9 protein-coding genes are annotated in these 13,583 nt (G+C 59.7%); 2 read left to right on the top strand and 7 right to left on the bottom strand.

What is annotated here, in order from left to right:
• Window positions 1-212 precede the first annotated feature (212 nt).
• A complete protein-coding gene (locus tag AC4HNJ_RS09880; protein ID WP_490479392.1) occupies window positions 213-2,636 on the bottom strand; it encodes a GH92 family glycosyl hydrolase in 2,424 nt (807 codons plus the stop codon).
• Window positions 2,637-3,344: 708 nt separating this feature from the next.
• Here AC4HNJ_RS09880 and AC4HNJ_RS09875 point away from each other — a divergent pair.
• Entirely contained in the window at window positions 3,345-5,075 is a 1,731-nt protein-coding gene (locus AC4HNJ_RS09875; RefSeq protein WP_490479391.1) for a S53 family peptidase, read from the top strand.
• Window positions 5,076-5,299: 224 nt separating this feature from the next.
• Window positions 5,300-8,077: a glycoside hydrolase family 31 protein gene (locus AC4HNJ_RS09870; protein ID WP_490479390.1), complete on the top strand. Its 2,778-nt coding sequence runs from the start codon at window positions 5,300-5,302 to the stop codon at window positions 8,075-8,077.
• A gap of 201 nt (window positions 8,078-8,278) precedes the next feature.
• On the opposite strand, the gene AC4HNJ_RS09865 is transcribed toward AC4HNJ_RS09870, so the two are convergent.
• The 6 genes from AC4HNJ_RS09865 to AC4HNJ_RS09840 form a co-directional block, all read right to left on the bottom strand.
• Window positions 8,279-9,529: an MFS transporter gene (locus AC4HNJ_RS09865; protein WP_490479389.1), complete on the bottom strand. Its 1,251-nt coding sequence runs from the start codon at window positions 9,527-9,529 to the stop codon at window positions 8,279-8,281.
• Between the two features lie 2 nt (window positions 9,530-9,531).
• A complete protein-coding gene (locus tag AC4HNJ_RS09860) occupies window positions 9,532-9,849 on the bottom strand; it encodes a hypothetical protein (protein WP_490479388.1) in 318 nt (105 codons plus the stop codon).
• Between the two features lie 66 nt (window positions 9,850-9,915).
• Window positions 9,916-10,374, bottom strand: a complete 459-nt coding sequence (locus AC4HNJ_RS09855; RefSeq protein ID WP_490479445.1) for a MarR family winged helix-turn-helix transcriptional regulator — start codon at window positions 10,372-10,374, stop codon at window positions 9,916-9,918.
• 165 nt (window positions 10,375-10,539) lie between these two features.
• Window positions 10,540-10,689, bottom strand: a complete 150-nt coding sequence (locus AC4HNJ_RS09850; RefSeq protein ID WP_490479387.1) for a hypothetical protein — start codon at window positions 10,687-10,689, stop codon at window positions 10,540-10,542.
• Window positions 10,690-10,693: 4 nt separating this feature from the next.
• Window positions 10,694-12,019 (bottom strand): sensor domain-containing diguanylate cyclase, encoded by a 1,326-nt coding sequence (locus AC4HNJ_RS09845; RefSeq protein WP_490479386.1) that lies wholly within the window; start codon window positions 12,017-12,019, stop codon window positions 10,694-10,696.
• Window positions 12,020-12,898: 879 nt separating this feature from the next.
• The gene (locus tag AC4HNJ_RS09840) at window positions 12,899-13,552 is read right to left on the bottom strand and encodes a response regulator (RefSeq protein WP_490479385.1); all 654 of its coding nucleotides are present in this window, start codon (window positions 13,550-13,552) and stop codon (window positions 12,899-12,901) included.
• Between the last annotated feature and the right edge of the window lie 31 nt (window positions 13,553-13,583).

Below are 13,583 nucleotides of genomic sequence, written 5' to 3'. Positions count from 1 at the left end.
CCTCCCCTACGTCGTGATAAGCACGCCGCGCCTGCGGCGTGCTCCCCGTGACGCTCCCTATCCAGGCAACCGGTAGAACTTCCCCATCCGTTCCGGTTGCGTCGTCCTGAAACCCTTTCCCCTTTCAGGCGCTGGCTCAATCGTTCGTGCTTTTATGGCCCTTCAATCGATCCAATTTTTTGCCGGAAAAATGCGCCGGCATCTTTCCCCGCCTAGCTTTGAGGCGGCGGGAAAGAAGGCGGCGCGTCCTTATGGGCACTTCCCCAAGTGCCATCGGGCGTACGCTGCAAGGTGAAACTCAAATGTCCGCCATGCTGAGCGACGTCAGCCGGCAACCACGGCTTGCCATAAGCGTGACCATCCAGCGATAGCGCATGGATGAAGCGGACGGCCGATGAGGCATGGGGCGCGTCGATGGTGAGGTCACCGTTTGCACGATGCACCACGGCATGCGGGAACAAGGGGCTACTGACCAGCAATTCCGCGCGCCCGGGTATTTCCGGATACAAACCCAAGGCCGACCAGACGTACCAGGAGGACATCTCGCCCAGATCGTCATTGCCGGGGATACCGTCCGGCGCGTTCTTCCAGTAGCGGTCGAGCACGGTGCGTACGGTGTCTTGCGTCTTGTACGGCTGGCCTGCGAAATCGTAGAGCCACGGTGTTTCAACGGACGGCTCGTTATTCAACTCGGCGTGCAATGGACCGGCGTTGGTAACGGCCCAGTGACCTTGCTTGTCGTGGAAGAAACGATCGAGTCTTGCACTTGCCTGCTTGTCGCCGCCCATGGCCTCGAACAGGCCATGCACGTCGAACGGCACCATCCATACATACACGGCTGCACTGCCTTCGACGAAGCCGTCGTCGGATGCGGGCGAGAACTTGGGCCAACTGCCGTCGACGTTACGGTTCTGGATGTATCCCTCTTCCGGCGTGGCCTTGGGGTTGTACAGATTGCGCCAATAACCGGCGCGCGTCAGGAAGAGCTTGGCGTGGGCAGCGTCGTTCACGTCATCGGCCAGCTGTGACAACGCAAAGTCCGCAGTGACGTCTTCCAGTGTTTCCGCGGCGCCACCCCAGGAATGCGAGGTCGTGGCGATGTAATGCAGCTTCAGCCATTGGTCGAGCGACGGGCGCTCGCCGACGCACTCCACATTGCAGCCATCATCCGACAGGTCATGCTGGGTGGGAACGGTAGCCGCGCGCACCAGTGATGCGTACGCGCCGCGCAGATCGAAATCACGACCGCCGAAGGCATAGATATCCGCCAGCGCAGGGTCCGCCGGGTCGCCGCTCATGACATGGGTGCCGCCGCTGTTGTGCGTCCAGCGATCCCATTCGCCCTCGTTTTGCTGTGCCTGGTTGTAAAGCGACTGGGCGATATCGCTGCCGACCTCGGGCAACAGCCAGGTCACCAGTTGCAGTTGCGAGCGGTAGATATCCCAACCTGAGAAATTGGCGTACTGGATTTTCTGCGGCGCCTGCACGCGGTGGATTTTCTGATCGAAACCGCGGTATTCGCCATTGACGTCACTGAAGACATTCGGGTGCAGTAAGGAATGGTAGAGCGCGGTGTAGAACACCGTGCGCTGCTCGGCAGTGCCGCCATCCACGGTGATGCGTGCCAGCATGCGATTCCACGCCTCATGCGCGCGTGCGCTGACTTGCTTCAGTGTCGCCTGGGGCGAGATTTCCGCGGCGAGGTTCGCACGCGCATTCGCTTCGCTGACGTACGAAATACCTACGCGTACGTGCACGGGTCCCTTGGCCGGATCGAAAGCAACCCATGCGCCGGATCCTTTGCCTGGCGTGGGGAATCCTTTGCTGTCGTAGCCAGTACCGCCTTTGGCACTGATGGATCCGGTGTGCACCACCGCGTCTTGCCAAGTGCCGGTCGCAGTAAACGGTTGATCGAATTGCGCCACGAAATACAGCGTGTAGTAACTATGCTGGTCAGCCTTGGCGAGATAACCGCAAAAGTTACCGCTGGTGACAGAGCCGCTGACGGTATGCTCGTTTCGATCAACCATGACCGATGCATCGCTGCTGCCGACTTCGGAGTCGGACGTGCGAATCAGGAGATTGGCAGGCGCGTTCTTGGGAAAATCGAAGCTGGCCATGCCGCTGTGCACCGCTGCGGCCAGCGCCACCTCTACGCCATTGGCAAGCTTGACCTCATAGCGACCGGCGGTGGCGTGCTCGGCAGCATGGCTGAAATCAGATGCATAGCGTTCGTCATGCAAGTCCGCCGAGGGCGATATCGTCACCGGCACGGTCACCGGCATCATGGGAATGTCGCCGCTCGCGCCGGCGCAACCCGCACCCGAAAGGTGAGTCAGGCTGAAGCCGCGGATGCGCCTGGCATCGAACTGATAACCACTGGGCGATGCCGTGCGCGTGTGTTTGCCGCGCGTGTTTTCAGGACTCCATTGCAGCATGCCGAACGGCACGACTGCACCCGGATAGGTATTTCCGCCCTGGCTGCTGCCAATCAAGGGATTGACGGCATCGGCGGGCGAACTGCCCTGCGCGGCGACGCCGGCGCTGGTCACGGTCAGCAGGGCGCAACTGAGCACAGCGCGGATCAGCCGGATCGGCATGGATGGCACGGCAACGTGCCCGACATCATTTGGCACAGCAAACCCCTAAGTTTAGATCGATCTAAATTCTCGGTCTGAAAAAAGCGCACGAGCGCTTCATTCCCGCTTTGGACGCCTATACGTCTCTTTTGTGTCTTGTCGTAGGAATTCTCGCTCGATCTTGCCTCGAAATCTCGCCGCGACGCAATAACCCAATGGCATATATGACCTAATCGACTGAGATGCTCTCCAGGAGGCACTCCCCATTCCCCCGCGCTTGCGTAAGCCAACGGTTTGCTTTCCTGGCAACACCTCATCCCCCAGGCAATGCTTAGCCAAACTTTGTACGGCCACCGGACGTCAACGAGGTTTGTGCACCTTCATCTGTTTCTATCTGGCAACGGGTGCGTCACGCGGCACATTTTCTGTGACCGACATCTCATCGCTGTATGTGGGGAGGTCTTTCTACAGCGATGAGCCGTCTTTTCTCAGTACAGGGTGTTCTTTATAAACGCGAGCGCATTTGGACGAACGGCATACCCTTTTTGACCGTCACGTCGTGAACTGCTTGGCAGAATGGCAGGTAACTTTTTTCGATACCGTGCGCAAGAATTTTTCTCAGGAAAAAACCGATTAGTTTCACTTGATAACTACAAATGCGGGCTTACGCTCCTGCGGCCATTTGGCACCCCTGGGGAGGGGAGCAACAACGTTTGTTTCCTCGATTCTTTCTTTCTGTGTCACTCACTAAGGGAGTAGCTTGCGATGACTAGAACAGATTCGACTGGAACACGTTTCACGCGCGGCCTTTCCGGCCTGACACGCAAAACCTGCGGACTCTCGATTGCTGTCATGCTTGCGTTTGGCGCAAGCACGGCAGTGAACGCTGCGCAGTTTTATACACACCACGTGCGCAGTGTGGTAAATGCCCATACCGCGCAGATGGTCGGTGACCTGCCTGCCACGCAGCTGATGAGTCTCAATGTGGTGTTGCCGCTGCGCGACAAGGCAGGCCTCGATGCGTTCGTGGCCGATGTCAACAACCCGGCCAGCCTCATCTATCACCAATACCTCACGCCGAAGGAATTCACTGCACGCTTCGGTCCCACGCAAAACGACTACGACACGGTAGTGCAATACCTCACGCGCTATGGCTTCCATATCACCGGCGGCAGCCGTGATGGCATGGACATCCAAATCGTCGGCCCCGTTTCCGCCGTGGAAGCCGCGTTCAACGTGAAGATGCACACCTACAGGCACCCTACCGAGAACCGCCTTTTCTTCAGCCCGGATCGCGAACCGACCACCTCGCTGGCGATTCCTCTGTGGCACGTTTCGGGATTGGATAATTATTCGATTCCGAAGCCGCTCTACGTGAAGAAGAGCGACTATGCCGCGGCACACGGCATCAGTACGGAAGCGGTGGTATCGCACGCCACTACCGGCTCGGGTCCTTCGGCGTCGTTCCTGGGCAGCGATATGCGCGCTGCTTATTACGGCGGCACCGCGCTCACCGGCCAAGGCGAAAACCTGGGCCTGCTTGAGTTCTATGGAACCGATCTCACCGACTTGAATACTTATTTCAAGAACGCCGGACAGACCAACAACGTGCCGGTCACGCTGTATTCGACCGACGGCACCAGCACCTCGTGCGTGTATTCGCAAGGCTGCGACGATACCGAGCAGACGCTCGACATGACGCAGGCCATCGGCATGGCGCCGAATCTGGCCAGCCTGGTGATGTACGTGGGTTCGACCGACACGGCCATCATCAGCGCGATGACCACGCATAGTCCATTGCCGACCACCATTGGTTGCTCATGGGGCTGGACCCCGGACGATCCGTCGACGCTGGATCCGTATTTCGAAAAAATGGCGGCACAGGGCCAGACATTCTTCGCGGCTTCTGGCGACAGTTCGACCTGGTCGCGGCGCAACGAAGCGTGGCCGGCCGATGATGCGTATGTCATCTCCGTAGGCGGCACGGATCTCACCACCAGCAGCGCTGGCGGCCCATGGAAGTCGGAAACAGCGTGGGTGGATAGCGGCGGCGGCATTTCGCCGGATGACATCGCGATTCCCTCCTGGCAGCAGATTTCCGGCGTGATCAATTCCAGCAACAAGGGATCGACCAAGTACCGTAATGGACCGGACGTGGCCGCGAATGCGAACTTCACCTTCTACGTTTGTGCCGACCAGACCAGTTGCACGGCTAACGAGTACGGCGGCACCAGCTTCGCCGCGCCGATGTGGGCCGGCTTCATCGCTCTGGTCAATCAGCAGTTAGTGGCGCAGGGCAGTTCTCGAATCGGCTCGTTCAACGCGACCATTTATCCGGAGAATGAGTCCGGCGGATCGTTGACCAGCACCTATGCCAACGACTTCCACGACATCACCAGCGGCAAGTCCGGCAGCTATTCGGCAGTGACCGGTTATGACCTGGTAACCGGCTGGGGCAGCCCCAAGGCGGGATTGATCACCACCTTGACCCAGTAACGATGCAAACCCAAAAGGTGGGGGCGCAACGCCTCCACCTTTTTTGTGCCATGTCATCGCAGGATGCTGGCCATGACTTCCGGCATCCCATCGACATGTCGATTCGCGATCGTTCGCAACGCATGCGTGTGCTGCGTCGCCGCGATGCCTGACCAAGGGTGCCATTATCGGCTGATGACGAGTATAAGAACGGGGCCGTCCCGCTGATTGCAAGAGATCCCCGCATGAGATGCTTTCGCCGCATGCTCCTCGTCGCGCTGACGGGGTTCGTTTCACTGCCGCTCGTCGTTAATGCCGATACACCAAGCACTTCTGCCGTTGTGGCCGGCCATGCACGCTTCGAATTTCTGACGCCGTCACTGGTACGCATGGAATACGCACCGAACGGCGCCTTCACTGACGCTGCCACTGCTGTGGTGCAAAAGCGCAACTGGCCGGCGGTGGCGATCCAGTCGTCCAGGGAAAACGGCTGGCTGGTGATCCATACCCATGAGCTGACACTGCGCTATCGCCTCGATTCGGGCCCGTTCAGCGCAAGCAACCTGCAAGTGACATGGGCCGATACCGGGAGTGCGCCGCATACATGGCATCCCGGCCAGGTTGACACGCAGAACCTGGGCGGCCTTACTTATTCGCTCGATCACGTTGGCGCGGTGAACTTGCCCAAAGGCAGGATGGATCTGGAAAGCCCGATCAACGACATCATTCCCGGCATCGATATTCCGCTGGAGCCAGCCAAACCCGGATTGCTCAGTCGCAGCGGCTTTGCCTTTATCGATGACAGCAAGACGCCCTTGGCGCAACCGCAGACGGATTGGATCACGCCGCGGCCGCAACCCTACGGGCAGGATTGGTATCTTTTCACCTATCAGCACAACTATCGGCAAGTGCTGCAAGAGTATGCGCAGCTGTGCGGCGCCATTCCGATGATTCCGCGTTACACGCTCGGCAATTGGGTCACCGATTTCAATTTCGAATATTTCCCGGATACGGCAGACGCGCATTCTCCCGCTTTCGAGCACTACAACCAGCACTATCTGGAAGACGAGCTATCGCGTCTGCGGGAAAACCATATTCCGTTCGATACGCTGGTGCTGGATTTCGCATGGCACAACTATGGCTGGCAGGGCGGCTATGACTGGAGCCCGCTGATTCCACATCCGGATCAGTTCCTGAGATGGCTGCATGATCATGGCATCAAGCTCAGCCTCAACGATCACCCAGGCTATGCGGGTACGAAGGAAAGCATCCTGTCTTTCAACGACAGCCATGCGCCCGAGATCCTCAAGGCGCTCGGACGGCCGTTGCCGCCCAAGCCTACCTTTGATCTGGATATTTCCAAGCTGTGGAAATTCGCACCGGATCCCAAAGATCAAGGCATGAGCCAGCATTGGTTCGCCGCTGACTACGACGATCGCCATTGGAAACCCATCAGCACGGATCAGTCGTGGCAGAAGCAGGGTTATCCGGATGACCAACGCATCGGTTGGTATCGAGCCACGGTGACGTTGCCCACCCACCTGCCCGGTGCACTGTATGTGTATCTGGGCGAAGTCGGCCAGACGTATCGCATCTTCGTCAACGGCAAGGAGGTGCAGCATAGCCACGTGCAGTGGCCGCGCCGCCTCACCTACAGCGACATCAAGCCCTATGTGCGCCCAGGGCAGAACAATGCCATCGCGCTGCGTGTGGTGGCGGGCGAACAAGGCGGCGGCATTTTCCGCGGCCCGGTCGCGATCAGGGATGTACTGCCGCCCAAGCGCATCTACTTCGACCTTTCCAATAAACAACAGGCCGACATTTTCATGCGCGACTTGCACGCGCCCTTGATGCAGGCCGGCGTGAATGTGTGGTGGGTCGACGGCGGTGGCGGTGCGACCGACATGCCGGGCCTCAACAAGCAGCTGTGGACGAACAAGGTGTTCTACGACTATAGCCAGCAGATCACCGGCCAGCGCGGCTTTATTCTCAGCCGGTACGGCGATTGGGGCAGCGAGCGTTATCCGGCTTTCTTTACCGGCGACACCTATTCGGAATGGCCGGTGCTCGCGTATGAAGTGGCCTTCACCGCGCGCGGCGGCAATGTGCTGGTGCCGTATATCAGCCATGACATCGCCGGCTTCCATGGCGCGAAGATTCCCTTCGATCTGTATGCGCGCTGGATCGAATTCGGCGCCTTCAGCCCCATCCTTCGCATGCACAGCGCGCATGCCAATCCGCGCGAAGGCAATGTCCGCATGCCATGGGTGTACGGTGACAAGGGCATTGCGCTGATGCGCAAGTTCTTCACCCTGCGCACGCAACTGATCCCCTACATCTATACCTACACGTGGCAGGCGCACACGCAATCCATGCCGCTGTTGCGTCCGCTGTACCTGGTGTATCCGGATCTGGACGAAGCCTACAAGCATTCGCATGAATACTTCTTCGGCGACGAAATGCTGGTCGCTCCGGTACTCGATGCCAGCGGCAACCGCACCGTCTACCTGCCGCCTGGTTCATGGATCGATTTCTTCACCGGTAAACATTACGAAGGCGGCACGTCTTTCACTGCTCATTACGATGTGGATGCGATGCCGGTGTTCGTACGCGATGGCGCTATTGTTCCAGAACAGGAAGTCAGCGATTACTCCAACGCCAAACCACTCGATACCGTTATCCTCAATGTTTACGGTACCGACAAGGGCAGCTTCGATCTGTATGAAGACGATGGCGTGTCGCTCGACTACGCCAAGGGCCAGTATGCCCAGACACGGATCAGCTACGCGACAGCATCCGATGGTTCGCACACCCTGACGATCGCGCCGACCACCGGGACCTATGCTGGCCAACCGTCATCGCGTTCGTACGTGCTGCACATTCATGCAGCCGGCAAGCCGAAATCGATGCGAATCACGGGTGCGGCCACCACTCCATGGCATTGGGACGACAAGGATGCGACCGCGTCGGTGACTGTTCCCAGCCAGAGCATTCGCAAGGCTGTCAGCGTGACGTGGCAGTGAGCCGGAATCGCCGCGACGCAGGTTTTCGCAATGTGCGCGCCCTCCCCTGCATGCAGGAGAGGGCCGGCGCTGTTCAAGCTCGCCGCAAAGTTGAGGACGCCCCCCTCGATCCCCACTGCAGAAATGATGCCTCGGCACGCGTCCGACATAAGACAGGCAGGCCACGCGAATAATGTGAACAGTCTCTGGGAAAGCGGCTTCCTATACGCCGCCATCTTGCATGCTCAACCGCAGGCGTCCCGCATCCACGCGCACCTTTAGTCCGTGATAACGCACCAGATAACGAAGGCCAACGCTGGCGGCTGCGAATCCTGCTGCAGCACCAACGCCAAGCGACCAACGCGGCCCGAACGTGTCGGCCACCCAACCGACTACCGGTGCGCCCAACGGCGTACCGCCCATGGCAATGGCAAGCAGGATCGCCAAGACGCGCCCGCGCATGGCGGGTTCGGTGGAGAGCTGCACCAAGCTGTTGGTCGAGGTGGTGAAGGTCTGCGCGGCGATGCCGATGATCACCAGCACTGCAGCAAACAACACATAATCCGGCGCTATCGCCGCGAAAGTGAGCCCAACGCCAAACACGGTAGCCGCACCGATCAGCAGCATCACGCTTGGCCGTGCGCGACGTGCGGCGAGCAACGCGCCCGTTACCGTTCCGATCGCCAGCATCGACGTCAATAAGCCGTAGCGCCCCGCTCCGGCGTGAAACACCGATACCGACATAGTGGAAATGTAGATCGGAAAGTTGAGCCCGAACGTGCCAAACAGGAAAAGCATCAACAGCACGAAACGCAAGTCCGGTCGTCGCCACACATAGCGGAATCCCTCGGTAAGGCTGCCCCGGCTACGCTGCGCCCGTAGCTTGACGTGCAGTTGCTCGCGCCGCAGGAAACTCAGCGCGCAAAGCACAGCCACGAATGAAGCCGCATTGACGATAAACACCCACCCCGTGCCCACCACGGCGATGAGCAAACCGGCGACTGCCGGACCGATCATGCGTCCGGCGTTGAACGAGGTGGAATTCAATGCCACTGCGTTGGTGAGATCTTCCTCCGCCACCAGATCGGAGACGAAGGCCTGCCGCGATGGTGAATCAAAGGCCGTCACGCAACCCAACATCAATGCGAAGGCATCCACGTGCCACAGGCGTACCAGGCCCGTGACGGTGAGCAGACCGAGTCCCAACGCCAGCAACCCCATCAGCGCCTGCGTGGTCAGCAGCACCTTGCGCCGATTGAAGTGGTCGGCTGCATATCCGGTCAGTGGCAACAGCGCGATCTGCGGCCCGAACTGCAGTGCCATCACCACGCCTACCGCCGAAGCGTTGTGATGCGTGAGCTGTGTGAGCACCAGCCAATCCTGCCCAATGCGCTGCATCCAGGTGCCCACATTGGACACCAGTGCCCCACCCGCCCAGACACGGTAGTTGTACTGGCGAAGAGAGCGGAACATGCTCACAGATTGCCACCGTTGAAGCGGCCGAAGCGGCGCGCCAGCATAAGTGCGAGCAGCAAGGCACCTGCGCCTGCCGTCACCACATCGGCGATGCTTCGCAGATCAAAACGTCCCACGCAGCAAATCAGCACATAGCCAACCGCCGCGTTGAAGAAACCCCACCATACGTTGACCGTCGACGACGATTGGCCCGCTCCGCGGGGCTTCGCAAACGGTGTCTGAAACGCGCGACCCATCAATCCGCTGATCATATGCGGCACGGCATTGGCCAGAAAGGCGCCACCCAAAAAATACGAGACATAGTGATGCCATGACATGATCCGGCACTCCGTTATGCGAGCGATCGAGGACACACTGCACGCGTCGGTATCACCCGATGCACGCTAGTCATCGTCATTCACGAGGCGTTTGAGCAATTCGACCGCTGTCGCAAGCTTGTTCTGTTCGGCGGGCGAAAGCCGGGTCTGAATCGTATGGGCCAGCCAATCCTCGCGCGCAGTGCGGCTGGCCTTGATCCACTCGCGCGCCACGGTGGTCAGTGACATCACGGTTTGGCGTCCATCCGTCGGATGCGGCGTGCCTTTCACCAGACCCGCCTGCTCCAGAGCAGACACCGTGGCACCCATGGATTGCGGGCGCACACCTTCCACTCGCGCCAGCTCCGTCACCGTGGCGGGACCTTCACGCTCCAGATGACCGAGCACGGACACTTGCGGCCATGTCAGGCCGCGCGACCCCATTTGCTCGCGCAGCCGGCGCTTGAGTTTGCCAAGCAATACACGCAAATCCACAGCCATCGCCATGGTGCGTGCCGCATCCGAAGTCGCTTGCGGTTTAACCATACGCACATAGTAATACTTATGAAGGCAAACTACAAAGTTTACCTTCATAACTGCGCAACGGGTTCAGCCGAAGATCCACAAACGATACAAACGGCCAGGCGCTTGGAAACACGCACCACGAGCAGGCATCGAAAAAGGGGATCCACGCCACCTGGCGTGGCTGGACTATGGCCGTGGGTGTCGCTCGGCGAGCGGCGAGCGCGCAGCATCCTCGTGGCGGGTGCTGCCCTGTGCCGCATAGCGGCGTAGCGCCATGCCGCATGTATTACCGATCGCGATGGTGCCGGCCGCATGCGTGATGTGGCGCTGGATCATGCGATCAGCTCGCAAGGCCGCGCTGCGCTTCGATGAGTTCTCCGGTGGACATGCCGTAAACCGTGTTGCGGCCGGAAAGCTTTGCCGTATACAGCGCGCGGTCGGAGACTTGCAGCAAGGCATCGCACATCTCTTCCGTGCCTTGCAGCGGAGGGCTGGGCTCCAGCGTGGCGGTGCCGATACTTAGCGTGACCTTGCCATAGCGGCTCTTGGCATGAGGAAGCCCCAATGCCCTGATGGCATGAATGATTGCCCCCGCCACCTTCAGCGCGCCCATCGCATCGGTACCAGGCAGGATGGCCACGAACTCCTCGCCGCCGTAGCGACCTACCACGTCGGAATAGCGATGCAAGGCTTTGCGCACTTCCGCCGCCACCGTGCGCAAGCATTCATCGCCACGCAGATGGCCGTAGCAATCGTTGTATTTCTTGAAGAAATCGACATCCAGCATCAACAGGGAAAGCGGATGCTCCGAGCGCACCGCACGCCTCACTTCGTCCGCCAGCACTTCATCGATATGACGACGATTGGGCAGGCCGGTCAGATGATCATTGCGGGCGTAGTATTCGAGTTGTCGGTTGATGTCAGCGAGTTTACGTTCGGCCTGCTTGCGATCGGTGATGTCGGTCAGCGCGGCAGTTACGCCCATCACCTGGCCCATCAGATTGCGCACCGGGTTCGCCATCATCTGATAGAACTTGCCGCCGTATTCGATCTCCTGCGGCGGCACGTTGATGCCGCGATCCAGCAAGCGGAGATTGCGCCGGATAAGTTCATTGGCGCCCGGCATCAATTCGGCCACTTTGCGGCCAACCAGGTCATCGGGCGATACGCGGTGAATAGCCGCATAGGCAGCGTTCGCCGCCAGATAGCGCCCATCGCGGCCGACCAGACAAAGCGCGCTCGGCGCCGTGTCATAGATCGCTTTCATCCGGTAGATGCTCTCGCTGTGGGCGAGATCGATATCCATGATGCCCTGCGAGATACCCAGGTATCCCTTGGGTCGGCCATCCTCATCGTCCAAGCGCACCGCATCGGACTCCAGCGCCACCGTGGTACCGTCGACGCGGATGTGACGCGAGATCGCGCAGGAAAAAGCATGCGGCCGCGCATGGAAGAACCGTGCTGCGCGCGAAGCGTCATGCTGTGCCATGAAGGCATAGACCGGTTCACCGACCACCGCATCGCGTTCGCGTCCAAGCAGATCCAGCAGACTCTGTGCCACCTTGGTGAAACGATGGCGCCGGTCGATTTCCCACTGCCACTGCGGATGTGCATGAATCACGGCATGCAATTGGTCGAGCGCCTCACCACGGATGTCCAGAAACATTGCTGATACCTCATCAAGCGGGGACTCGGCGAATCGTCGCCAGGCCTACCTCCGCGCTGCTCCGCCATAGCGGAGATCTTCGCGGCGCCTATCTGGTGTACTCGCAGCCTCACAAGCAGGCCGATATGCGCACCGTCGGTGCAATCCGTGACAAGCCGGCATGGCGAGGTCATCGCAGGTTTGCGCCCACCCGTGACATCGCTGCAATGACTCCTGCGCTCAGCCAACTCCCGGATCGCATATCGACTTCCCGGGATTCGACTGTTGACAGGAACGCCCATGCCTGTCTCGGCTGTAGCGAGGACGGCATGTCTTCCTTGCCATGGCCGCATACAACATGTGCCCCGTGCGGCCGGGTCCCGGTGTAACGACATACGACGTCCTGGTACTGCCTTGCCCTGTGTCCTTGCGGCATCAAAATCCCGACAGGCATTACTCACAGGGGGTAGTGCATGCCTGCCGCCAACGTAGGCTCGTTGACACACACCTATCCTTAGGTATGCGGGAAAGCTGGAACGCACATCACTCGCAGGTGATTCGCGTTACCTCTTAGATAGACAGCATGCGTTTAAGGGAGAGATGCCTGTATCGGACGATTCCTAAAATCACGTCACGTAATCACGCTCGCCGAGTGCGTAAACCGGCCGCAGCGAGTAAGGAAAAGGATGAGCGTGAACACGTACCGGCCTGATGCCGGTTCGACTGGCTTCGTGCGGTGCGGGGTTACGGCGCGCCGTGCTCTCTCAAGCTTCTTAGGACCTGTCTACCCTATTGGCGTGGTTCGCGCTGGTAACTGTTTGCGCGCCAGACAAGCAAGAGCGAAGGCGTGTACGTCGGTACACGACTGAGCGATGACGCGGTACGGCGCACAAACAGACCCTAGAGCAATCCCGAAGTGCGCGCGTATTCGAACAACTGCGTATTGCTGGTGACGCCGAGCTTGCGCATGGCATCGTTTTTCTGCTGGCTCACCGTTTTCACGCTGCGATGCAGTTGTTCGGCGATCTGGGTGACGGACAGGCCACTGGCGTAGAGCCGCACCACTTCCGCTTCGCGCTGGGAAAGCACGGCAAGATCGCCTGCCACCTCGGGCGAATGGTCGACCAGATGTTCGCGCATCGCCTCGCATATATAGGTGCGTCCGTTCTTTACCGCTCCGATCGCCAGCAGCAGCTCCTTCATCATGGCTACCTTGCCGACCAGGCCGTTGACCCCCGCGGCCAGCATCCCGCGCGTGAGCGCCGGGTTATGCACCATGGTCAGCACGATGATCGGGAGCAGCGGATATTCCCGCCGCAGCCGGCGCAGCAGGACCAGACCGTCCCCAGCGGCGTCTTCATAAGGCATCGAGAAATCGGTGATGAGCAAATCGCAGGGCCGCTCGACCAGCATGGCCAGCAGCTCACCGCTGTTGCTTGCCTCGCCGACCACTTGCACGTCGCTACGCTCCTTCAAGAGCGCGCGCACACCAAGTGCCACGACGGGATGGTCGTCAGCAATGACGATCCGGGTGATCTGACCATTCGGGGACATGGGGCGGTCACAACTCCGAAAGACGACGAGG

It is taken from the genome of Dyella sp. SYSU CM1112, assembly GCF_058216415.1.
The sequence above is the reverse complement of the archived record's forward strand: the minus strand, read 5'-3'. Positions and strand labels throughout refer to the sequence as shown.